22 protein-coding genes and 1 pseudogene are annotated in these 24,554 nt (G+C 34.5%); 17 read left to right on the top strand and 6 right to left on the bottom strand.

Translation table 11 applies throughout. The features are described from left to right. The first annotated feature begins 1 nt into the window (after position 1). On the top strand, positions 2 to 1,132 hold the full coding sequence (locus tag HUE88_RS06825) for a WD40 repeat domain-containing protein (protein ID WP_194372423.1): 1,131 nt from the start codon (positions 2 to 4) through the stop codon (positions 1,130 to 1,132). Positions 1,133 to 1,250: 118 nt separating this feature from the next. Here HUE88_RS06825 and HUE88_RS06820 read toward each other — a convergent pair whose 3' ends face one another. Beyond that, positions 1,251 to 2,663 carry an NAD(P)/FAD-dependent oxidoreductase gene (locus HUE88_RS06820; protein ID WP_229860183.1) on the bottom strand — a complete coding sequence of 471 codons (1,413 nt, stop codon included), beginning with the start codon at positions 2,661 to 2,663 and terminating at the stop codon, positions 1,251 to 1,253. A 288-nt stretch (positions 2,664 to 2,951) separates the two neighbouring features. On the opposite strand from HUE88_RS06820, the pseudogene HUE88_RS13860 reads away from it, so the two are divergent. Then, positions 2,952 to 3,302, top strand: a pseudogene (locus HUE88_RS13860) (cyclic nucleotide-binding domain-containing protein); the annotation flags it as partial. Between the two features lie 129 nt (positions 3,303 to 3,431). Further along, positions 3,432 to 4,835: an aspartate ammonia-lyase gene (aspA, locus tag HUE88_RS06815; RefSeq protein ID WP_229860194.1), complete on the top strand. Its 1,404-nt coding sequence runs from the start codon at positions 3,432 to 3,434 to the stop codon at positions 4,833 to 4,835. A gap of 302 nt (positions 4,836 to 5,137) precedes the next feature. Here the strand turns inward: aspA and HUE88_RS06810 are convergent, their stop codons facing one another. The 5 genes from HUE88_RS06810 to glmU form a co-directional block, all read right to left on the bottom strand. Next, complete coding sequence (locus tag HUE88_RS06810; RefSeq protein ID WP_194368150.1) at positions 5,138 to 6,391, bottom strand: IS5 family transposase; 1,254 nt, start codon at positions 6,389 to 6,391, stop codon at positions 5,138 to 5,140. 199 nt (positions 6,392 to 6,590) lie between these two features. Then, positions 6,591 to 6,860: an acylphosphatase gene (locus HUE88_RS06805; RefSeq protein ID WP_194372420.1), complete on the bottom strand. Its 270-nt coding sequence runs from the start codon at positions 6,858 to 6,860 to the stop codon at positions 6,591 to 6,593. Positions 6,861 to 6,956: 96 nt separating this feature from the next. Further along, complete coding sequence (locus HUE88_RS06800; protein ID WP_194372418.1) at positions 6,957 to 9,326, bottom strand: AAA family ATPase; 2,370 nt, start codon at positions 9,324 to 9,326, stop codon at positions 6,957 to 6,959. After that, positions 9,313 to 10,431 carry a metallophosphoesterase family protein gene (locus HUE88_RS06795; RefSeq protein ID WP_194372416.1) on the bottom strand — a complete coding sequence of 373 codons (1,119 nt, stop codon included), beginning with the start codon at positions 10,429 to 10,431 and terminating at the stop codon, positions 9,313 to 9,315. Before HUE88_RS06795 ends, HUE88_RS06800 begins: the two co-directional genes overlap by 14 nt. A gap of 33 nt (positions 10,432 to 10,464) precedes the next feature. Next, the gene (gene glmU / locus HUE88_RS06790; protein ID WP_194372414.1) at positions 10,465 to 11,769 is read right to left on the bottom strand and encodes a bifunctional UDP-N-acetylglucosamine diphosphorylase/glucosamine-1-phosphate N-acetyltransferase GlmU; all 1,305 of its coding nucleotides are present in this window, start codon (positions 11,767 to 11,769) and stop codon (positions 10,465 to 10,467) included. A gap of 145 nt (positions 11,770 to 11,914) precedes the next feature. Here glmU and HUE88_RS06785 point away from each other — a divergent pair, with 145 nt between their 5' ends. The 14 genes from HUE88_RS06785 (at position 11,915) to HUE88_RS06720 (ending at position 24,554) form a co-directional block, all read left to right on the top strand. Continuing rightward, on the top strand, positions 11,915 to 12,679 hold the full coding sequence (locus HUE88_RS06785) for a motility protein A (protein ID WP_194372412.1): 765 nt from the start codon (positions 11,915 to 11,917) through the stop codon (positions 12,677 to 12,679). Between the two features lie 12 nt (positions 12,680 to 12,691). Further along, on the top strand, positions 12,692 to 13,483 hold the full coding sequence (locus HUE88_RS06780; protein ID WP_194372410.1) for a flagellar motor protein MotB: 792 nt from the start codon (positions 12,692 to 12,694) through the stop codon (positions 13,481 to 13,483). Next, a complete protein-coding gene (gene fliP / locus HUE88_RS06775) occupies positions 13,483 to 14,217 on the top strand; it encodes a flagellar type III secretion system pore protein FliP (protein WP_194372408.1) in 735 nt (244 codons plus the stop codon). The genes HUE88_RS06780 and fliP overlap by 1 nt, the downstream gene beginning before the upstream one ends. Positions 14,218 to 14,223: 6 nt before the next feature. After that, entirely contained in the window at positions 14,224 to 15,339 is a 1,116-nt protein-coding gene (gene trmA, locus HUE88_RS06770) for a tRNA (uridine(54)-C5)-methyltransferase TrmA (RefSeq protein ID WP_194372399.1), read from the top strand. Next, a complete protein-coding gene (locus tag HUE88_RS06765) occupies positions 15,339 to 15,917 on the top strand; it encodes a hypothetical protein (RefSeq protein WP_229860182.1) in 579 nt (192 codons plus the stop codon). Before trmA ends, HUE88_RS06765 begins: the two co-directional genes overlap by 1 nt. A 158-nt stretch (positions 15,918 to 16,075) precedes the next feature. Then, complete coding sequence (locus HUE88_RS06760; RefSeq protein WP_194372397.1) at positions 16,076 to 16,462, top strand: response regulator; 387 nt, start codon at positions 16,076 to 16,078, stop codon at positions 16,460 to 16,462. 3 nt (positions 16,463 to 16,465) lie between these two features. Continuing rightward, positions 16,466 to 16,981: a chemotaxis protein CheW gene (locus HUE88_RS06755; protein ID WP_194372395.1), complete on the top strand. Its 516-nt coding sequence runs from the start codon at positions 16,466 to 16,468 to the stop codon at positions 16,979 to 16,981. Then, positions 16,978 to 18,957, top strand: coding sequence for a methyl-accepting chemotaxis protein (locus tag HUE88_RS06750; protein ID WP_194372393.1), 1,980 nt, complete (start codon positions 16,978 to 16,980; stop codon positions 18,955 to 18,957). Before HUE88_RS06755 ends, HUE88_RS06750 begins: the two co-directional genes overlap by 4 nt. After that, positions 18,958 to 19,221, top strand: coding sequence for a hypothetical protein (locus tag HUE88_RS06745; protein ID WP_194372390.1), 264 nt, complete (start codon positions 18,958 to 18,960; stop codon positions 19,219 to 19,221). Beyond that, a complete protein-coding gene (locus tag HUE88_RS06740; protein ID WP_194372388.1) occupies positions 19,214 to 21,310 on the top strand; it encodes a chemotaxis protein CheA in 2,097 nt (698 codons plus the stop codon). Before HUE88_RS06745 ends, HUE88_RS06740 begins: the two co-directional genes overlap by 8 nt. A 28-nt stretch (positions 21,311 to 21,338) precedes the next feature. Then, positions 21,339 to 22,145, top strand: a complete 807-nt coding sequence (locus HUE88_RS06735; RefSeq protein WP_194372387.1) for a CheR family methyltransferase — start codon at positions 21,339 to 21,341, stop codon at positions 22,143 to 22,145. Positions 22,146 to 22,154: 9 nt separating this feature from the next. Then, on the top strand, positions 22,155 to 23,045 hold the full coding sequence (locus HUE88_RS06730) for a sensor histidine kinase (RefSeq protein ID WP_194372385.1): 891 nt from the start codon (positions 22,155 to 22,157) through the stop codon (positions 23,043 to 23,045). Between the two features lies 1 nt (position 23,046). Further along, positions 23,047 to 23,511: a chemotaxis protein CheD gene (locus HUE88_RS06725; RefSeq protein ID WP_194372383.1), complete on the top strand. Its 465-nt coding sequence runs from the start codon at positions 23,047 to 23,049 to the stop codon at positions 23,509 to 23,511. A 2-nt stretch (positions 23,512 to 23,513) separates the two neighbouring features. Then, positions 23,514 to 24,554: a protein-glutamate methylesterase/protein-glutamine glutaminase gene (locus HUE88_RS06720; protein ID WP_194372381.1), complete on the top strand. Its 1,041-nt coding sequence runs from the start codon at positions 23,514 to 23,516 to the stop codon at positions 24,552 to 24,554.

Below are 24,554 nucleotides of genomic sequence, written 5' to 3'. Positions count from 1 at the left end.
TATGAAAAAACTAATAATATTACTCTTGGCACTTTTAGTAAACGCCAATGCTTCAATGGTGAAAATGCAAAATGATGATAGTTGGAATATGGCTCATGATAAGATATATATCTATGCACTCACAAGAAATTACGAGCAAGGTAGCTATAAAATAGAGATTTATGATAAAAAAAGTTTAAAGTTTGTAAAGTCAAAGCAACTAAGTATCACTAAGTCTTTTACTCAATACTACAACGCAACATATGTAAAAATACCAAACAAGCCAAATTCCATAGAGGTAGGTGATAAATATATTTATATAGGTACAGTTCAAGACATAACCTTTTATGACAAAAAAAGTTTAAATAAAGTAAGCAACTACAAGATAGCTTCGCCAAAGATTTGGGATGATGAAAAAGAAAAAAATTATATTTATGATACAAATGAAATTGGAAATTTTACAAAATATAAAAATTATGTAATAGCCTATGGAAAGGGCGATAATCTATATGTATTTAAAGATGATAAAATAGTTCGGATAATAAATATTAAAAAAGATTACCCTAAAAACATAGCTAAAATCCATGAAGACCTCGATGTAAGAAGGATAAATAGCGTTTTAGTTCATAACAATAGAGTATATACAGGCAATTGGAGAGGTTTTTTAAATATTTATGATTTAAACAGTGGTGAATTTTTGGATCAAATCAGTACTATTGAGTTTAACAAAGAGTATGGATACGTAACTGCCAAAGAGGTGAATTATATTGCATTATATAAAGATAGATGGATTTATATGGCACTTGATTATGATGGTTTAATGATACTCGATACAAAAACAAAAAAACTTAAAAATGTGAAAACACTTTTTGAAAAACAAAGAGCATATAGTGAAATTTTAAAAAAATATTATGACAATACTCAAATAACAAGTATATATAGGATGGTGTTTTATAAAGATAATCTTATCTTTAGTGAAGTAAATAAGAATGAAAACTATTTATACGTCTATAATCTTAAAACAAATAAAATTGTAGATACTTTTAAAAAACATACGGGAGACATTACGAGTATGTTTACAGAAGATGATAAACTTTTTGGACTTAGTTCTAGCGGGTACATTTATAAATGGGATTTACAAAACTTAAAGTGAGAGTCATTAGTTCATAAACTAGATTCCAAGTCAAGCTTGGAATGACGACAATTACGTCACTCTGAACTTGATTCAGAGTCTAATAGCTAATTACATGGGTGCCTCTCTACCATTTTTACTACATCAAACCACGCATCATTAGATGTTTATACATGTGCTTTAGCATATATACATCAAAAATCCACCATGAATAACGTGGAACTGAAATATCTTTCCAAAAAGGTATAGAAGGCATTGGTCCATCGTAACCAAACTCTGCCATGATTATTTCACCATATCGTGGTTTTAATGGGCAAACTGTGTAGCCATCAAACTTTTCTTCTAATGGTTTGTTACCCATAGCTGAAATAATGTTTTTTGCTACAATCGGTGCATGATGACGAGCAGAACCACCTGTTTTACCCATAGGCACTCCACAAACATCACCTATTCCAAATATATTTTTATAACGGCGATGTTGAAGAGTAAATTTATCTACTTCAAGCCAACCTTTTTCAGCCCCTTCTTCCCATACTAGATTCGACTCTCTTACAGCATCAACAGGACTCATAGGTGGAACAATATGTAGATAGTCATAATCTAAAACAACTTCCTCTTCCATTGATTCTACACCCCACTCATCTTTATGCTCATAAATATAATGAAAAGTAGCCTTCTTATTTTTCACATCTACTTTAATAAGGTTGTGCTTAAATTTTGTTGACATTCCTTCGTAACTATCTTGCGCTTTTTGTAGCTCATCTGCTACATTTTTAAGGCTAAAAAGTTTTCCCCCTGCAGTCGTGAAAATCATCTCAGTATGAAGTTTTTTCTGCTTTAAATAATCAGCACATAGACAAAGCATCTTCTGAGGAGCCCCACCACATTTAATGGCCGTTCTTGGCTGAGTAAATATAACACGAGGCTTTTTGCCAGACTCTACCTCTTTAGTTATGTCATTTAGCCATGTCCATCCCGTTGAACCACCATCAGCTGTGCCTTTTTCAAAGTCTGAAAGATAAACAGATGAAAGCCCATTTGTTCCAATGTCTTCTTTCTTAAGTCCTTCAATCCAGTCGTAGTTACACGCTGCGCCTGTCGCAACTACAAGGTAGTCATAACTAACTTCTTCGCCATTTCTAAGAGTTAGTTTATTGCTCTCAGCATCAATATTTTTTACTTCATCTTTAATCCAATTTACATCACTAGGAATAAAATCATTATTGTTCATGATGATATCTTCAGGCTGGTATACACCAGTTGCGATAAAAACTTGTCCTGGTTGATATAGATGAGTTTCATTTGGAGATATTATAGTAATATCAGGGTTGGAAATTTTAGACCTTAAGTGCGCCATTGCCATAATCCCACCAGCTCCTGCGCCAATAATTACGATTTTTCCCTTAACGTCTGTTGCAGCTTTAGCTTGCGTTGACATTGAAGCACTAGCAATTGCCATAGCTGCTACTGGTGAAATTCCTATTAGTTTAATCGCATCACGTCTTGATAAATGAGTTTCTACATTTAAAGTTTTTTTTGATTCTTGATTCACTATGTATCCTACTTATTAAATTAATAAGAAACTATAATATTATATAGCTAAAAAAAATCTTATATAGTAAAATATTTTTTACTTAAATATAGTTACATATAGATTCGCTTTGGAAACATTGAAGGTTCATTTTTAGCCTTTTAACCTATTATTGTTTAGTGTAGGTCTGAATTTATTGCATAATGTCATTTTTTTATATAATATAGTGGACTCTAAACTTATAACAAGGAATTAATATGTACACAGTATATCTTGCAGGGGAAATTCATTCTAAAAGGAGAGAATTTAATGAATACGGATAAAATTAGGGATTTTTTTAAGGGTGTTGAACTATTTTCAACATTGAGTGATGATGAGTTAAGCCTACTTCTTGATGAAGTTGAAGTAAGAACTTTAAACACAGGGGACCTTCTAATCCGCGAGAATCATCCAAGAAAAGCAATTCATTTTATTTATGATGGGAAGGTGGCTTTGTTTAAAACCACTCCTTATGGTGAAGAAAAGAAGATGGGGCTTTTTACAAACTCTGATTTTTTGGGAGAAGGTGCTCTTTTTGATGACTCCCCACATTCCACTTCAGCCAAGGCAGAAGTAGATACTACTGTTTTATCTATAAGAAAAGAAAAACTTTTTCATCTATTTGAAAATAACGGTATTTTGGCAACAAAAATATTTTCATTAATTGCAGGGGTGATTTCAAGAAGATTACAGCAAACTAACAGCCGTGCAGTCAACTCTTCGGCTCAATACAAATCAGGCCAAACTAGGATGGAACACGACCTTCTTGGAGACAGAAAAGTCCCTTTTGAAGCATACTACGGTATTCAAACTATGAGAGCTATGGAAAACTTCAACATAAGTGGAGTAACTCTCAACTTTTTTCCAGATTTAATTTTAGGACATGCTATAGTTAAGATGGCAGCAGCAAAAGCCAACTTTGAACTGGGTTACTTGGATGAAAAAGTAAAAAATGCAATCGTAGAAGCGTGTCAAGAAATCTTAGAAGGAAAACACCACGATCAATTTGGAGTAGATATGATACAAGGCGGTGCTGGAACCTCTACTAACATGAATGCCAATGAGGTGATTGCCAATCGAGCTTTGGAGATTATGGGTCACAAAAGAGGGCAGTACCAATATTGCCACCCAAATAATCACGTAAACTATTCCCAGTCTACAAACGATGCCTATCCCACTGCAGTGCATCTAGCTCTAAACTTTTCAAATAAAAAACTACTTGATGTTCTTCGTAATCTCGTTAGTGCTTTTGCAGAGAAGTCTCTTGAGTTTGCTGATATTATAAAAATGGGAAGAACCCAGCTTCAAGATGCCGTTCCGATGACACTGGGACAAACATTTCAAACTTATTCAGATACCTTGGAGACAGAAGCAAAGAAATTAGTCTACGCTGCAGATCATTTCTTAGAAGTAAATATGGGTGCCACAGCTATCGGAACAGGAATCAATTCTGACCCTGAGTACAGCGACAAAGTAGTAAAACATCTTAGAGAAATAACAGGACTAGACGTAGTATTAGCGACTAATCTTGTAGAGGCGACGCAAGATACAGGCTCATTTGTAATGTATTCAGCAACAATGAAGAGACTAGCCATAAAGCTATCTAAAATCTGTAACGATTTACGCCTTCTCTCTTCCGGTCCAAGAGCAGGTTTTAATGAAATAAATCTGCCAAAAATGCAACCTGGTTCTTCCATTATGCCGGGAAAAGTAAACCCTGTTATTCCTGAAGTAGTAAATCAGATTGCCTTTAAAGTTATTGGTAACGATTTAACCGTTAGTCTTGCGGCAGAAGCTGGTCAACTAGAACTAAATGTAATGGAGCCTGTAATCGCTCAGAGTATTTTTGAGTCTATAGAGATGTTGAAAAATGGAATGAAGACTCTTCAGTACCGCTGTATTGAAGGTATAACGGCTAATAGAGAAGTATGTCGCAAGCAGGTTGAAAACAGTATTGGACTTGTTACAGCCCTCAATCCTATACTAGGTTATGATACATGTACCATGCTTGCCAAAGAAGCATTGGAAAAGGATGCTAGTATTTACGACTTGGTTCTTGAAAAAGATTTGATGACAAAAGAAGAGTTAGAAGATGCTCTATTGCCTGAGAACATGACCAAGCCTAAAAAGAGAATTATTCGAGATTGGAAATAGAGAATTTATAAAGTGTGGATGTGTCGATTCATGTACCTTATAATCTGCTTCTTCGCCTTTAAATATTAAACTAGATTCCAAGTCAAGCTTGGAATGACGATAATTTCGTCACTCTGGACTTGATTCAGAGTCTAATAGCTAATTATTCAGAGAAGTTAATTGATGGGAGCACTGCATAACAACAAGAAGTTCATTTGCATCTAATTTTGCAAATATTTAAAAAAATACACTTTCGTATATTCCAAATTGATAATATATTCCATTAATATTATGGATATTTGAGATATTTACTTCTATCTCTTTCATCTATTAACACTCTTTCTCATGTTCATCTGTCTATATGCCAATAATCTTAGGTTAGCTGCTATACAAGCGATGGTAAAATTCATATTGTTTCTAACCAAACCTATAAATCTTGTAGTATGTCCTTTCATTTGAACTTTCAAATCTGCGAATCTATGTTCAACTTTTGCTCTTATCTTGTGTTTTGGTTTCTCATCTTCTCGCTGGATTTTTCTCTCATCACTGCTCATTTTCTGCTTCTCTTTAAGACATATCATATTCTCAATATCTTTTGATTGCAGAAGCTCATCTATCTCTTTGGACTTATAGGCTTTATCGGCATAACAAGCTTTTACATTTGGAATTGATTCTATAAATGGTTCAAGCACATCTATATCTGAAGTGTTAGCAAATGTAGTCATTGTTTTTAGAATCACTCCGCTCTCTTCATCTGATGCAATATGAGTTTTATATCCTTGTGTATATTGTTTTTTTGAGGATTGGTAACCTATTCTTATATCTGTATCTATTTTATTCTTATGCTCATAGCTATCTTTCTCATTTTCAATAATCTCTTGAGAAATTTTTACATCTTTAGTATCTATATCTTGAAGTGTGTCCAGTTGAGCGTTTTTCATTGTTTTTGAATTGTATTCTTTAGCGTTTAACAATTTTTCTATTTTCTTTTTTGAAGGTGTTCTTGATTTTAGCTCTTCATTTATTTGAATGTCTAGTTTGCTATTATCAGTTTCTACTTTTAATTTATCTTCACTTTTTTGCTCTTTAGTTTTATTGTTGATTTGAGTGTTTTCACTTTTGATAAGAGAAGCATCTACTAATACTGATTTACCCTCTTTGGCGATAAAGTTATTATCTTCTAGTTGTTTGTTGACTGCATTAAAAAGCTTATCATATAGTTTATTTGCAAGTAGTGAGTTTCTAAATCTACAAATTGTAGATTCGTCTGGTACGGTGTCTTCTAAACTAAGTCCAACAAACCTTATAAACAATAAATTGACATAAAGTGCATCTTCCATTGATTGATCACTGAGGTTGTAGTATTTTTGCACGAGGAGTATTCTAAACATTAACACATTGTCATAAGCAGGCGAGCCAGTAGCATTCTTTCCGCCTCTACCATTTTTATTTAGTATTGGTCTTAGTTTCTCAAAGTTTATTATTGAATCTAACTCTTTAAGAAACGAATTTACCTTATGGAGTCTTGATGTTATTGCTATATCTGAAAATGTGTTGTTTGTATCTTTAAATGCCATGTCTCTACCTTGTTTATAGCAGATATTTTAGCCAAAAAGTGCTGTTAAAGTGCTTGTTTTAGGGAGTTTTCCTTGATGTTCTGGGGTTATTTACTGTGCAGTGGTCTCTTGATACTCCATTCATAACCTATCCTATATGCTTTTATAGATTATTGCATGAAAAAAGTTTAGAGTGAAAAGTATGGCATTTTGTAATGTTTTAATATCTTATTTCAAAATCACCGCTAAATATCTCATCGCATGGGTGTCTCTCTATATTTTTTACGATACTTTCAGGCGAGCCTTTTTTGAGTATCTCGACAAAGCTATTTAAATCATTTTCATTACATGTAACGCAGGCTTCAACAGAGCCGTTTGGCAGGTTTTTAACATATCCGCTAAAGTTTTCTTTGATGGAATTTTCATAAGTATTTTTTCTGTAATAAACACCTTGTACTTTTCCACTTATAATAAATCTGTAATTTTTCATGAAGATTCCTTCTGCGAAAATGTATCAAAAATTTACTTATATCTTGATACATGTAGAAAAAGTGGAGATTCAACCTCTGGGGAGTAGCTTTAAATTTTAAAGTTCCACAACCCGCTCAAACATCTCTTTTATCTCCATCTCGTGGCTTATCAGAAATATCTGTCTATATTGCTCTTTAATGGTGTGAAAAGCCTCTAGTATCTCCATTCTTCTTGCTTCGTCTTGACTTCCGAACACTTCATCAAACGCTAAGAAACCTATGGAACTTGCACCGCTTAGTTCTGTTAGAGTTTTTGAGATAGCAATGCGTAGAACTAAGTTTGCTAGGTCTATCTCTCCACCACTAAAGCGTTCTATGGGGTATTTTTTTCCCTCATCGTAGATGAAAAAGTCGAAGTCGTTGCTTACCTCTATGTGTTGGTATTTGCCTTTGGTTATTTGAGAGTACATCTCGGAGGCAACGCTTGAGATACGAGGTGCTACTTTTGCGTTTAGTTTTGTCTTAAACTCTGCAAGAGAGAGTTTGATTTTCTCGTAGTCCACTAAGTCATCTTTTTTAGTTTGCACTTTTTTGAGTTGAGTTTCGTTGTTCTCAAGTGAGTTTTGGATGTTTTTTATCTCGCCGTCTATCTTTGCAGTTTGTACTTTTAGCTCATGAATAAATGAAGTTTTTGACTCTATGGTTTTGAGAAGACCTTCGTGCTCATCAAGTGCGTGTTTATGCTTCACATCGTCGTAAATAACGAGCTTAAACTCTGCTTCTTTATCTCTATATGTAGAGTCTAAAACTTTGATGTTTCTAGTTACGTTTGCTAAGTCGGATTTAACTAAGACAAATCTTTTCAGCTCTGTCTCAAGGCTAAGTAAATGTTTGTATTTTGGCTCTAACTCAGTAAAATTGCCCAGAACAATGTTGTGTTGTTTCTCATCGTAGTTGTACTGTTCAAGCTCTTTTAACTCTTCTTTATTTTTTAGACCTTTTTTCTCTACATGTACAAAATGTTCTTGTGCAGTTTTTAGATCTTGAAGCTTACTTTGTATAAGATTCAGGCTCTTTGAAAGCTCCAAGTGTTGCTTCTCTTTAGCTCTTTTTTGAGCTTCAAGTGTAGCTTTTTGAGTTTGTACATGTAGAAGTTGTTTTTTAAACTCGTTTATATTTTTTTGGTGCGTGTTATTTACTATATCTAAAAGAGAGTTTATAACATTGTCATACTCCTCTATAAGCGGTCTCGTACATGTAGGGCACTCAGATTCACTCCCTAGCTCTTTAAGTTTTGCTATTTTTGAGTTTGTGACCTCTATTTGCTTTTGTTCTCCAGCCATCTCTGCAAGAACCTCTTTTTCTTGCTTTTGACTTTCTGTTACGTTCTCTTGCAGTAAAGAAAGTTCTTGTTCTGTCTTTTTTAGCTCAAGCACGAATTGCTCGTGATTTTCACACGCTTTTTCTAGTGTTTGAATATCAGCCTTACTTTTACTAAACTGCTCTCTTAGACTAACTTGCTCTTTTAAAATACCATCTTTTTTGAGGTGAAACTCTTTTAACTTCTCTTGGTTTTTTAGTTGCTCTTGGAGGTTTGTGTACTCTGCTTTTAGGTTGCCTAGCTTGTTTAGTTCTTCTTGTTTGTGTTCTAGCTCATGAACCTCTGCCGATAGTTTTACTTGGTTCATAACCTCAGAAGACTTGGAGTTTTTAGCAAGTTCAAGTTCTGAATACAGCTTTTGTTTTTGCTCTTTTGTTTTAGCAAAAACCTCTAGTTCTTTTTTTACATGTAGCTCTCGATTCTTAATGCTCTCAAGCTCTTTTGTCTTACTTTTCTCATCTTCACTAAGAGCTTTTTTAGTCTCTTCATTGACTTTTATTTGCTCTTGTTTTAGCTTTATCTCATCCTCGCCTAGAAGAACCTCTGCAAATGCACTTATCTCACGTTTTAGCTCTCTGCTTTTCTCAACCAGCTCTTTTTCAACAAAGTCTATTTTCTCAAGCCCAAGAAGTTTTCGTATCATCTTTTTACGGTCTTCATTTTTTAGAGTGCTTAGACTTGTAAGCTCTTTTTGAGAAGCAAAAAGTGTGTGCATAAAAGCATCTTTGCTCATCTTTGTTAAGTTTACTATGGCGGTGGTAACCTCTTTTGCTCCAGTAGTTGTAAGAGAGCCGTTTTTGTAAAACTTTGCATTTGCAGTAAGACTTTTGCCGCGAAACTCACGAACCACTTTGTACTCCAAACTTTCAAACTCAAACTCTAGTTCTACAACAACTGCCTCTTTCTCAGATGCATTGGCATTTCGGATTAACTCTTTGTTTCCTCTTGTCTTAGCTTCACCGTAAAGTGCAAAAAGTATCGCCTCAAATATGGTAGATTTCCCGCTTCCGTTCTTGCCGATGATACCCACAAGACCCTCGCCAAACTCTATCTCAAATTTGGTGTATTTTTTGAAGTTGGTAAGCTTTATATTAGATAGTATCATTCGATATATCCTCATATTGTGCAAACAGTTCTTGAACTTTAAATTTTAGTCTTTCATACTCTTTTTCTTTCGTCTCTTCTTTGATATGCTCTAAGAAAAACTCCTCTAAAGAGAGTGCTTCTACGCCATCTATATTTGCCTCGTTTTGCCCATGTATAAACTCTCTTTTTACACTCACACTCATAGCATCAGGGAAGAGGTTTTTTATATTTGTGTTTTGAATATCAATAGATTGCAGAGCTGTTAAGTTTGTAAGTCTTATCTCCACAATCGCATCTTTTGTATCACTAGCGTCTAAAGTTTTTAGTGACTCTTCAAACTCTGCGCAATCTATCTCTTTAAGAATTATGGGACGTATTTTTATCTCTCGATAATCTACATGTAGAGTGTCGTTTAACTCTACATGTATAAAACCTTTTGAGTTTCTTTTGTCGTTTAGTGATGTTCTCTCAGTTGAACCGCTGTAGTAAACATTTTCATGATTGCCGACTTTTCCAAAGCCGTGCCAGTGACCAAGAGCAACATAGTCCATCATCTTAAATATATACTCTTTATCGCTCGGGTAAACCCACTCTCCAAACTCTTGCATTAAGTACCAAGCTCCAACCGAACAGTGCATCATCATAATATTTTTCTTACATGTAGAGATGTTTTGCTCGCAAAGTTCTATCTGAGAGAGTGCCTTTGTATCATCGTTCATATGGGGGAGGGTGTGAAACACTATGTCCTCAAATTCAACTTTTTTGTACTCTTGGTTGTACGCTACATGTAGATTTTTAAAGCCCTCAAATATCTTTAAAATAGGGCTGCTTAAATTAGTTCTAGGAGTTGAGTGATTTCCAGCTATTAGTATAAATGGAATGTCCAATGAGTCTATTATTTTAAACTGTTCAAGTGCAAAAGTTATAGCACGATTTGAGGGGCTAGAGCGGTGAAATAAATCACCGGTATGGATAATGTAGTCTGGTTTTATAAGTTTGATTTGCTCAACCACTTGAGAGAAAGCATCGTAAAAATCTGCTTCTCTTTGGTTGATATTATCTTTGTTTAAAATATCTAAGTCGCTATATCCCAGATGAGTATCGCTAAAGTGCATAATTTTCAAATATTCTCCTGATATAACAACAGCAGTTGTTTTTTACTTCTTGGCAAAAAATTTGTAATAAAAATCTTTTATAGTTCTTAATTTTGCACTGCTGACTGCAAGATGACCGCTCTCAATTTTACCGCTTCTTACAGTTGTTCCAGCAGCTACCATAACATCATCTTCTAGCGTAACAGGAGCTATAAGCTGGCTATCACTACCTATAAATACATTTTTACCAATAATGGTCTTATGTTTATTGATGCCGTCATAGTTACATGTAATAACTCCTGCACCGATATTTGTCCCCTCGTCAATCTGTGCATCGCCAATGTAGCTTAAATGTCCGGCTTTAACACCTTTGAGAGAACTTTTTTTCACCTCTACAAAGTTTCCTATATGTGAGTTTTCTATAAACGAAGCAGGGCGCAGATGTGCCAAAGGTCCAACATCCGAGTTCTTAACGATGCTGTCCTCTATAACGCTTCCTGCTTTTATGTGAGAGTTTACTATCAGGGTATTTCCAGTTATACGACAACCGTTTTCTACTGTACACTCACCTTCAAAAACTACTCCATCTTCGATGTATGTTGTTTGAGGAAGCTGCATAATGACACCTGACTTCATTAGTTGTGATTTTATTCTGTCTTGCATTATCTCTTCTGCAACTGCCAAATCAAGCTTTGAGTTAATCCCCTTAAAATACTCCTCCTCAACAAGTAACGGAGAGATCCTTAATCTGTCCTCTTTAGCCATTGATATCACATCTGTTAAGTAGTACTCTTTTTGAGCGTTGTCATTACTCAAAAGAGGAATGTATTTTTCAAGAACACTTTTTGAAAAAGCGTAAACCCCGGCATTTACTGTTGTTACTTTTAGCTCATCCGCAGATGCGTCTTTTTGTTCAACAATTCTCTGAACCTGAGTATTTTCAATAATAACACGACCATATCCGTCTGGATTTACAAGGTCAAATATCGACATAATGATTTCAGCTTCACTCTCTAAAAATCCCCGTAAAGAATCTGCAGTTATTAGAGGCATATCTCCGTTTAAAACTAACACTTTCTCATTTTTAGCCCTTACATCTCTCATGGCTCCACCCGTTCCGGGGAAGTTATCGGCATCTTGGACAATAAAGTTTATATTATTAAAGTAAGAGTTCATCTGCTCCTTGACACTCTCTTTTTGATGTGCAACTACCACTGTAACGTCATTGCTTATTTCCAAAGATGATTTAATAATATGAAAAAGCATAGGTTTACCGCTTATAAAATGAAGAACTTTTGCCTTGGTTGATTTCATACGGCTGCCTTGTCCGGCAGCTAAAATTACTATACTTATTTTATCTTTGTTCATCGATTTCTCTTGTTTGTTAAATTGATTGAATTATACCCTTTTAGGTGATATATTTGAAATTAAATTAAAAAAAGAACCATTTTAGTGGTGAGCCTAATATTTTTTGTGGTATTATAAGCCTAATATTTTGGTTTAAGGTTTGTTAATGGATTTAGGTACGGTCATTGGTATTGTTTTAATCATGGCGCTTCTAATGGGCGCTATGTCAATGGGTGTCGGTGTGGGTGCTTACATCGATATCCCCTCTGTTTTAATTGTTATCGGCGGTAGTATCGGTGCATTAATGATTTCATTTAAACCGTCTCAAATGAAGTCATTTACAAAAATCTTTATGATAGCTGTCAAGCCGCCCGAAGAAGATAAAGCTGAGTTAATAAAAAAACTTATAGGATTTGCTACTAAAGCAAGAAAAGATGGTATCTTAGCACTAGAGAGTGAAGTCAATGATGAGCCAAATGAGTTTTTAAAAAAAGGTTTATCAATGGCTATCGATGGAAATGAGCCTGATACTATCCGCGACCTTTTAGAGATTGATATGGAACAAACAAGTACCCGTCATAAAATCAATGGTTCTATATTCTCTCAGTGGGCAGGACTTGCCGGAGCTATGGGTATGGTTGGTACTCTTATCGGTTTGGTTGCTATGCTTTTAAATATGGCTGATCCCTCTGCCATTGGTCCATCAATGGCAGTTGCCTTGCTTACAACGATGTACGGTGCAATTATTGGTAACGTTGTTGGAACACCTATCGCAATTATACTTGGCATTAGAAATGATGACGAAACTTTAGTCAGAGAGATGATTATTTCAGGAATTATGTCAATCCAATCTGGAGATGCACCAAGAGCCTTGGAAGCAAAACTTTTAAGCTTTTTACCTCCTATAGAACGTGTTAGTCAATTTAACTAATGGGTATTTCTAATGGCTAAAAAAGCAAAATGTCCTGAATGTGAGAGATGTCTCCCCGGTTGGCTAGCAGCCTTTGGGGATTTAATGTCCCTTCTTTTGTGCTTCTTTGTTCTGCTTCTCTCTATGTCAAGCATGGATGCGAAGAAAATATCTGAAGCAATTGGTTCGTTATCGGGGGCAATGAGTGTTTTAGAAGGCGGTACAAAAACTGAAATTTCTAAACAGCGCATACAGGAATCAACACCTGTTGAAACACAAGATGAAACATCTGAGCAGGTAAACAGAATTACTGTATCAGCTGCTCAGGCTGTTGTTGACGCCAATGAGATGATAGAAAAAGGGCATGCGCCCTCTATCGTTTTAGAAGAGGCACAAGATGGTTTTGTAATTGAGCTACCGGCTTCACTGCTGTTTAAATCTGGAAGCGCAATCATACAAAACGATGATGCGATACTTTTTTTAAAAAGAATTGCTCTTATTATTGCAGAGCTTCCAAATGAGATAAAAGTAAGTGTTCAGGGGCATACGGATAGCAGTGGACCTGGTCAAAACAGTATATTTAAGGATAACTGGGAACTCTCTTCGGCCCGAGCAATATCTGTTTTACAAGAACTTTTGCTTGATGGAGTTGATCCAAAGCGTATTAGTGCATCCGGCTATGCCGAGTTTTCACCAAAAGCAACAAATGTAACGAAAAACGGCAAAGAGAAAAACCGCAGAGTAGAGTTGCATTTCTTTGGTGCAAAACCTAAAGATAAGAGTAAAGTAAGTGAGACGGTTTTGGACAAGGCAGCAAATAAATAATGCTTAGACTGTTTTTATTGCTTTTTAGCGTAAGTTCTTTTTTGGGTGCTGAAGCTGTGCAGATTCCTACAATGAACTTTCAGCTATCTGCTCCCGATACTCCTCAGCAACTAGTGAGCTCTCTTAATGTTCTAGTAGTGCTTACGCTACTTTTCTTGGCCCCTAGCATGGTGCTTGTTATGACAACGTTTACGCGCTTTGTTATTGTTTTTGGATTTTTAAGGCAGGCTCTGGGTACTCAACAGGTTCCGCCAACACAACTTCTTGTAATGCTTGCTATGGTCTTAACATTTTTTGTAATGGAACCGGTCGGAACAAAGGCTTACGAAGCTGGTATTAAGCCGTATATAGAGGAAAAAATCGGTTATGAAGAGGCTTTTGATAAAACTGCCATGCCATTTAAAAACTTTATGATTAGAAATACAAGAGAGAAGGATTTAGCACTGTTTTTTAGAATAAGAAAAATGGAGAATCCTCAGAGTGTAGCAGAAGTCCCTTTGTCTGTTATAATTCCGGCTTTTGTTATCAGTGAGCTAAAAACAGCCTTTGAGATTGGTTTTTTACTCTTCTTGCCATTTCTTGTAATAGACATGGTTGTTGCATCTATTTTGATGTCAATGGGTATGATGATGCTTCCTCCGGTTATGATAGCTCTGCCCTTTAAGATACTTGTATTTGTTCTAATAGATGGATGGAACTTGCTTATTGGTAATCTTATTGCCTCAATAAAGTAGTGATAGATGAATTGTAAATATTTTGGAATATGTGGAGCTTGCAGAATCTATGAAAATGGATACGCTTCCCAATTAAATGAAAAATTAGAGTTAAATATAGATAGATTTAAAAGCTTTTACAGTGGTGAAATATCTGTTTATGAGTCTCCCCAGCAAAACTACCGCTCAAGAAGTGAGTTTAAGATTTGGCATGATGGTGACATCATTCGATATGCTATGAATCATGTAGATAAAAAAGGGGTTGTGTTTGTAGATGAGTGCCCGCAAGTAAATGAGTTTATATTTGAATTAATGCCAAAACTTCTTTATGAAATTGACCGCAAGCAGATAGGTTTTAAGCTTTTTGGTGCTGATTTTTTAAGCTCAAGCAGTGGTGAAATAGTTGTTTCACTTCTTTATCATAAAAAACTAGATGAAGAGTGGCAAGAAAAAGCTTCAGAGATAGCAAAAACACTTGGAATATATATCATAGGTAGAAGTCGTAAGCAAAAAGTTGTAATTGGACAAGATTATATAACAGAAACGTTACATGTAGAAAACAAAGAGTATAAATTTAACTATATTGAGAACAGTTTTACTCAGCCAAATACTAAAGTAAATGAGCAAATGATATCGTGGGCTTTGAAAAACTTATCTAATATTGATGGAGATTTACTTGAACTTTATTGTGGTGCTGGAAATTTCACTATACCTTTTTCAAAAAAATTCAACAAAGTATTAGCAACTGAAATATCAAAATCATCAATAAATGCAGCGAAAACAAATATGCTATTAAATGATGTAAGTAATATTGAGTTTGTAAGAATGAGCGTTGAGGAGTTTGTTCAGGCTCTAGATGGCGCTAGAGACTTCAGAAGAATGAACGAGATAGAGATAAGTTCATACAATATTAAAAGCATATTTGTAGATCCTCCAAGAAGCGGAATGGATACTGCTTCTTGTGAATTTAGTTCAAGATATGAACATATTTTATATATATCTTGTAATCCAGAGACTTTAGTGAGAGATTTAGAGTTACTATGTCAAACACATGATGTTGTTGATATGGCTCTATTTGATCAGTTTCCCTACACCCATCATGTTGAGATGGGTGTAAAATTAGTTAAAAAAGGTAGTAAGTGATGAAAAATATATTTGTAGCCTTGGTTTTTTTGTCGTTTTTACATGCAGGTGAGATGCCGAATCTAGAGACAGGTGAAGTAAAAAGAATAGGGGCAATAATAAAAGACATAGGCAAGCTTCGTATTGATAATGATATGTGTAAAAAGCAGCTCAATGAAGAGAAGCAAAAAAACACAATATTAAGCGCAAAAAAAGATTTTGAAAATGATTTAGCAGCTAGTAATAAAAATTTGTCAAAAAAAGTTGAAGAGTTAGAGAAAATTATTTTAACTCTAAGAAAAAATAATAGCGTTGGCGTTGCACAAGAAGAGAACTCTTTTCCAAAGCTTGCGATGAAAGAGCAATACAAAGAGAAAGTTGTAGCTTTTAAGGCTGCTCCATTTGTTTTGCAAACCGATAGTATTATTTATAACTCTATAAATGGCAAAAAAATAGATGAGTGGAAGAAAGGAACATCCTTTACCTCAAACCAAAAGAGTGAAAACTGGATTAAAATAACAGGCTATTTTGTTGATAGAAAATGGAAAAACAGCAAAACTGAGATGTGGGTTAAAATACTACAGGTTTCTAAAAAGTAGTTATTTCTTTTTTTACTTTAGTTAGTTAAATTGTTATGTATAGTTTATGTTTATTTAATATGGCTTTTATATTCCTTCTAGTACAATCATCTAATGTTTATATAATAAATATTCGAGAAAGTTAAATTTCTCGGATAACTAATTTGGTGGAGAGTAATATGAGTAAAAAAATTATAATTGTTGATGATTCCAAGACCATTCTTGCAACAGCGGAAATGGCTTTGGAAAGTTTAGTTAGCGACGGATCAATAGTCTTAAAGACGTATGTGAATCCGGCAGAGTTGCGCGATGCACTGATTGGTGCAACTGAAGATTATGATTTGCTGATTAGTGATATAAATATGCCTCAGTTAAATGGTTTAGATTTAGCAGCAGAGCTAAAACAAACTGCTAATTTTAAAAGTAAGCCGATTCTTATCTTGACTACGGAGAGCTCAGCTGAAATGAAGATGAAAGGGAAAGAGATTGGTGTTACCGGTTGGCTAGTTAAGCCTTTTAGTGATGAAAAGTTAATTAAAGCCATTAAAATGGTATTAGGAATCTAATTTATGGATAATAAGAAAAAAACAAAAGATCTTGGCGCGGCACATAGGTATTTAACCTTTTTTGTTGATGAAGAACAGTACGGAATTGATATATCTAAAATAAAAGAGATTATTGCTCCTATAACAATCACTCATATACCAAAAACACCTCCATTCGTAAAGGGTGTAATCAACCTTAGAGGCTCTATTATTCCAGTAGTTGACATAAGACTTAAGTTTGGTATGCAAGAGCGTGAGATGGATATCAATACTGCAATCATTATATATGAAGTTGATAAAGTATATATTGGTTTTATAGTTGACCATGTAGAGGATGTTCTCTCCTTAAACGATGATAGCATCTCAGATGCACCTCATTTTGGAAGTGATATTGACACCTCTTTTATTGAGAATGTAGCTGAAGTGAATAATGATGTTATTATGTTGCTAAATCTAGAGAAAATATTTGAACCAGAAGAGTTACTAAATATTAGTAAATTAGAACAAGAAAACTTACATACAAAAGAGGAAGAAAAATGAAGATGACGATTAAAAAACAATTAGTAATAGCGCTATTATTGGTAGGGTTTATACCTTTTATAGTTGTAGCATTAACATCATATATTAAATCTAGTGATGCACTTAATGCAGAAGCAATTGATAAAATGGAGATAGCAAGAGATTTAAAGAAAAATCAACTGACGACTTATTTTGAAATGCTTGAGTCTGGCGTTGAAAATCTTTCTGACAATAGAAATGTTCATGCTATGAATAATGAGCTATTAGTTTTACATGAATCAGATAGCATTAAAGATAATGGACTATTTGATGTGACTAATAAACCTGAGACGCTTGCTATTTATTCAAAATATGATAAATATTTTAAAAAGTACACAGAAGAGAATAGTCTTTATGACCTTTTTATAATCTGTGCAGAGCATGGACATGTTATGTACTCTTCTGAAAAAGAAACAGAACTTGGACAAAACCTTGGTTCAGGGCAGTATCGTAATAGTGGTCTTGCAGAAGCATGGCGTATAGCAGTTAAAGATAGAGAGCCTCATATGACAGACATGGCACCTGACCCTATGCAAAATGGAGAGCCTGCAATGTTTATGGGTGTCCCTATTATGGAAGGTGGAGCAGTTGAGGCTGTTGTTACAATTCAACTTAATCCTAAAGCTATTAATAAAATAATGCAAGATAGAACAGGAATGGATAAAACTGGAGAGACATATCTTGTTGGACAAGATTATCTTATGAGAAGTGATAGCTTTGTTGACCCAATAAACCGTTCACTTTTAGCTTCTTTTAAAAACCCAGCTAATGGTTCAGTAAAGACATCATCGTCAAAGGCTGCTCTATCTGGAGGAACAGGTACAGAAAGCATTCTAGACTATGATGGTGATAAAGTTTTATCATCATATGCATCTTTTGAGTTTCTTGATTTAAAATGGGCACTAATTGCTCAGATTGAAGAAGAAGAAGTATTTAGTTCTGTTACTGATCTTCGTAACAGCACACTTATTATGGGAGCCGCATTCATTGTTTTAATCACTGCCATTGCTATATTACTTGGAAACTTTATTACAAAACCAATCATAGCAGCAGTAAGATCAATAATAGAAGCAAATGACCAAGTACTAAGCGCTTCATCAGAGATTGCAGACTCTGCAACAAGCTTAGCAGAGGGTGCTAGTGAGCAAGCAAGTAGTGTTGAACAGGTTAGTGCTACGATTGAAGAATCAACTGCAATCAATAGTCAAAACTCTAGCAACTCTCGTGAAGCTGATATCTTAGCTAAAGAGGCTAGAACCTCTGCTGAGAATGGTTCTAAAAAAGGTACTGAACTAATTGAAGCAATGGGAGAGATTAATAAATCTAGTGATCGAATTTCTAAAATTATTAAAACAATTGATGAGATCGCTTCACAAACTAAACTTCTTGCACTTAATGCTGCAGTTGAAGCTGCACGTGCAGGTGAACATGGACTTGGATTTGCAGTTGTTGCAGATGAAGTTAAAAGTCTTGCTCAACGCTCTTCAGACGCTTCAACTGAGACAGCGGCTATTATTGAAGAATCAATAAATCAAACAAAAAAAGGTGCAGAGATAGCTAAACTTACTTCTCAGTCATTTGAAGATATTCTAGAACGCATTAGTAAAACATCTAATTTAATAAGTGAAATTTCAATATCTACAAAAGAGCAAAGCGAGGGAATGAACCAAATTGCTATAGCAATGGGTGAAGTAGACCAAGTTACCCAACAAAATGCAGCTACAAGCGAAGAGGCTGCTGCAGCTTCCGAAGAGCTTAGCGCACAAGCTGTCTCTATGAAAGAGATTGTTAATGTTATTGCTGTTATGGTTGGTGAATCAACGGCAGCAGTAACTACAAAAAAACATAGTATAAATACAACAAAGCGCCAAGTTAAAAAAACTCAGGCAGTTAGACAAACTTCAAAAAGAGCAGAAGATATCTTCCCTCTAGATAAAGATGATCTTAAGGAGTTCTAAATGACCATAGATGGAGACACTCTTGAAATTGAGTTAGATATGGACATTAAAGATGTACTTGAGCTGAAAAACTTTGTAGTTGACAGGCTTGAGTATATTGAAGCTGTTTCACTTACGGGAGAGATGAATGAATTCTCCTCCTCATCATTGTTTCAATTACTTTTTAGCATGAAAAAATCTAAACCATCTATTGTAATAAATGCGATAGATAAAGATTTAAGGCTAGACAAATATGGTTTATTGCATTGGATAAAGAATGACTAAACAACAGATACGGGATATATTTATTGAAGAAGCAACAGAGATTATTGAGAAACTAGATGTTGATATTATAAATTTTGAAGATAATCCACAAGATAAAGATTTGCTTAATGAACTCTTTCGCGGTGTACATACACTAAAAGGGAGTGCTAACTCTTTTGGATTTACTAGGCTTGGTGAATTTGTTCACCATTTTGAAGATGTACTTGATTACTATCGTAATTCTGATGATATTGTAAATCCACAAAATATTGATCTTTTTTTATCCTCTGTTGATATCATTAAAGATGTTATGTGGAGAGAAGTTGATGGTAATGATGGTGTTCCTGATAATTATAACGATATTTTAGTAGGTATAAAATCTATTTTATCACAAAGCACAGAAGAGACAAAAGTTGAACTTGATGATTTAACAACTGAATTTTCAGAGCAAGAAGAAGTAATAGAAAACAATTTTGATGAAGATGATATTTTTAGAATGAAAAATATGCTTAAATATGGTGAAGAGTTATATCATATTTCTTTAACGCTTGATGATGATATATTTTTTCGTGGGTTTGATCATGCACGACTATTTAAACTACTTAGTGATGAGGGGCAAATACTTGAATCTTGGTGGAATATGGATGGCATTCTTCCACTTGAAGAATTCAACCCTGAAAGAAGCAGTATTAAACATGTAGATATATTCTTAGCTTCTGATAAGCCATCAGACGAAATTGAAGAGTTGTTTGAATATATAGATGAACATGAATACAGCTTTGTACGTGTAGAAAGAGAAGTAAAGAAAAAACCTGAACCTCAACCGCTTAAAGATGAAGATATTAAATTTGGACGTAGAGAAATTGACAATGAAGTGAAAACATCTGGTCGTAGAGAAAACGATAGAGATGACACAATAGCTGGAGTTGGTCGCAGAAAAAATGATGCACGCTCTTTTGTGAAAGTTGACACCACTAAGCTTGATGAACTTTTTGACTCAATTGGTGAGATGGTAATAGCACAAAACTTTCTTGCTGAAAATGAAGAGATAAAAAAGATTAAAAGCGAGGGTATCTCTAAAACTATAAATGTTCTTTCAAAAATTACACGTTTAATTCAAAATAGAGTTATGTCTCTACGAATGGTAGCTGTAAATGATACTTTCGAGAAGATGAAACGGGTTGCTCGTGATGCAAGTAAAAAAGTAAATAAAGAGATATCTTTAGAGATTGATGGTGCAGATACCGAGATAGACAAAACAATGGTAGATGCTCTTTCTGATCCTCTTATACATATTATGCGTAATGCGATTGATCATGGATTGGAAGATTGTGCAGAAGATAGAGTTGCATCAGGAAAAACAGCCATAGGCGTTATAACCCTCAGAGCATTTCACAGAGGCGGTAATATAGCTATTGAGGTATCAGATGACGGACGGGGAATAAACCGTGATAAAGTCTTTTCAAAAGCAGTAGAGCGCGGACTTATTGATGCTGAGGATGATTTAACAGATATGCAAGTATTTTCTCTAATAATGCAAGCTGGTTTTTCAACGGCAGATGCAATTAGTGATATCTCTGGTCGCGGGGTTGGGCTTGATGTTGTTCGCTCATCTATTGAGAAACTACATGGACGAGTTGAAATTGCTTCTGAGGTAGGAAAAGGCTCTACCTTTACTATTTTACTCCCATTAACTTTAGCTATTATTGATGGCATGATTGTTAAAAGTGCTGGTGATACTTTTATTATCCCAACACTTACTGTAGTAGAATCATTTATTCCATCTAAAGAGATTGTTCACTCCATTAAACGTAAAGGTGAATTTGTTGATTTAAGAGGAGAGATGATCCCTGTTGTAAGGTTAAATCATGTGCTTGAGATAGGTGACGAAAAACCTGATATTTGGGAATCTACACTTATGTGTGTAGAGAGTGAAAAAGGTAAATATGCTATTTTGGTAGATGATCTTGTTGGAAGACAGCAGGTTGTTATAAAATCTCTTGGTGCTACATTGTCAAGAATTAAGGAGCTCTCAGGCAGTGCTATTATGGGCAGTGGCGAAATAGCACTTATTCTAAATGTAGAAGAGCTCCTTAATAGGGACGCGTAAATAAGTGTATACAGAGCAAGCTCTGACAATGTCAGAATTCAAGATGTTCCAGAAACTCATATATAATGATGTTGGCATTTCTTTAGCAGACCATAAGCGTACTCTTGTTCAGTCACGACTTAGAAAATGGATAAGAGAGTTTGGATTGTCAAGTTATGAAGAACTTTATGAAAAAATAGCTAGTGATAAAAGCGGTCAGATGCTTATGTTGTTGGTAAACGCAATTACAACAAATGTAACATCTTTTTTTCGTGAAGAGAATCAGTGGATTTATATGCAAGAGCACTTAAATGAAATGTTTGATGTAAAGAATAGACGAATACGTATCTGGTCGGCAGCTTGTTCTAGTGGGCAAGAGCCATATAGTATAATTATATTTTTAAAAGAACATTTGAAAAACTTTGATGAGTGGGATATTAAAATTTTAGCAACAGATATATCTGAAGAAATTTTGAAAAAAGCCATTAATGGTGTTTATACAAAAAAAGATGTAGAGAATATGCCGAAAAACATTCTATTAAAGCATTTTAACAGCATAAAAGATAGCAATGGAATTAGCACATTTGTTGTTAAAGATGAAATTAAAAAATATATCATTTTTCGTGTTTTTAATCTAGTTACAGGCGACTTTTCAATGTTCAAAAATTATTTCAATATTGTTTTTTGTCGTAATGTGATGATATATTTTGACCGTCCAACACAAAATCAACTTCTTGAACAGTTTGCAAAATTACTCAACAAAAAGTCATTGCTATTTATTGGGCACTCAGAATCAATACATAAAAAAGATTATACATACAAATTAGTTGCACCATCAATATATAAACTTAATTAAGGAAAAATTATGGAAATTACAAATATTGCAGATAGTGAGCTACTTAAAGAAATCGGGCGCCGATTTGAAGAGAAAAAAGCCTCTATTTTAGAGATGGAGTTTATGACAAAAAAACTTCTTGAACTAAATGAAAAAAATAAAAACTCACAAGAGGTCAAAAGCCAATTTTTGTCTCTTATAAAAAATGAGTTTAACAACCCTATGTCGTCATTGCTTAACATATCCAATATGATAGTAAAAAAAACAACAGATCCAAAAATTGAAAAGTTATCCTCTATGATGCAGAGTGAGTTGTTAAAACTAGATTTTAGTTTAAAAAATATTTTTGCAGCCTCAGAGATAGAGGCAGGAGAGACAGCCAATGATTACTCCGATGTTGATATTGAGAGTATTTTTAATGAAAAGCTAGAGTATTTTAACTATCTTATAGAAGAAAAATCTTTAAAACTAAAGTATGTAAACAGATGTCAAGAAAAAGTTATTTCAGATTCTCAAAAGATAAATATTATTTTACTTAACTTAATATCAAATGCGTGTGAATATTCTTATAATAACTCTGAAGTTGTAGTTACTGTTGATTGTGATGATAAAAACTACATCATTAAAGTGAAAGATTCAGGGGAGGGTGTATATGAAGAGCATACGAAAGAGATTTATAATCGTTTTACTCACTTTGAGACGGGAAATACTCGAGCTACGGCCGGATTAGGCCTTGGACTAAGTGTTACCAGAGGAATGGTCGAAGCACTTGACGGTACTATTGACAATACCATAGAAAACGGGAAAACAGTTTTTACAGTTTTAATAAGTAAAATAGATGAAACAGACATGGACATATCAACAGGAATAGGCTCTAATGAGTTTTTATTTGACCAAGGTGACGGGTCGGTAGAATTTTAATATGTACATAAAGAAATTTATTCATGTTGGAGAAATTCATATTGGTGCAAGAGAAACTGAAATTAGTACAATACTAGGTTCTTGCATTGCCGTTTGTCTCTACGATAGTGTAAATTGCGTTGGTGGAATGAACCACTATTTAGTCCCTTTGTGGAATGAAAATGGTCTTCAAAGTCCAAAATATGGGAATATATCAATTCCTCGCTTAATTGAAAGTATGGTAAATATTGGTTGTGAGATAAAAAACATGGAAGCTAAAATATTTGGTGGGGCAAATGTAATTGATGTTTCAAGCGTTGAGATGATGATAGGACGAAAAAATATTTTAATTGCTAAAGAGATATTAAGAGAATATGGTATTCCAATTACAGCCCAAGATGTTGGCGGTGAAAAGGGAAGACGAATTATGATGCGCAGTGATACAGGAAAAGTTTTTTTAAAATATACAAAAAGTGGTGATGAATAGTTATGGGGATAAAAGTCTTAGTAGTTGACGACAGCGCCACAGCAAGAGCTATTATTACTGATATTTTAGAGAGTGACAATGAAATAGAAAGCGTAGCGACAGCTCCTGATGCCTATATAGCAAGAGATAAAATATTAAAAAATAAACCAGACGTCATATGTTTGGATATAGAGATGCCAAGAATGGATGGGATAACATTTTTAAGAAAACTTATGAAATATCTGCCTATTCCTGTTGTAATGGTATCTTCTCTCACAAAAAGGGGAGCCCAGACAACACTTGATGCTCTTGAGTTGGGTGCTATTGATTTTGTTGCCAAGCCACACTCTAATATATATGAAAATTCTGATGAAATTCGCAGTGAACTTTTAAAAAAAGTAAAAAGTGCAGCTATGGTGCAAGTTCATAAAAATATTAAAATTGATACAAATAGAGAACTTCTTTATAAAACACCTACTTTAGAGACTACTCAGAAGCTTATTGCTGTTGGCTCATCGACGGGTGGTGTTGAGGCATTAAAAGTGTTTTTGGCTCAATTCCCTCATAATAGTCCTGCTATATTGATAGTACAACACATGCCTGTAGATTTTACTAAACAATTTGCACAGAGACTTGATAGTATATGTAAAATGGATGTTAAAGAAGCAAAAGATGGAGATACCGTTGAGATAGGGCAAGTGTTGATTGCTCCCGGAGATAAGCACATGACATTAAGACGTTCAGGGCATAGATATTATGTTAATATATATAGTGGAGAAAAAGTCTCAGGTCACTGCCCATCAGTTGATGTCATGTTTGACTCTGTGTCAAAAATGGCCGGAGCAAATGCTATTGGTGTTATTTTGACGGGGATGGGTTCTGATGGAGCAAAGGGATTGTTAAATATGAGAAACTCGGGAGCCATGACTTTTGGACAGGACAGTAAAAGCTCTACAGTTTATGGCATGCCTAAAGTAGCGTATGATTTGGGGGCAGTTATAAAACAAAATTCATTGGATAAACTTCCAAAAGATATCTTATATTATTTACAGAAAGGAAAATAA

This window comes from Candidatus Sulfurimonas baltica, assembly GCF_015265455.1.
GTDB classification, from domain to species: Bacteria; Campylobacterota; Campylobacteria; order Campylobacterales; family Sulfurimonadaceae; genus Sulfurimonas; species Sulfurimonas baltica.
The sequence above is the reverse complement of the archived record's forward strand: the minus strand, read 5'-3'. Positions and strand labels throughout refer to the sequence as shown.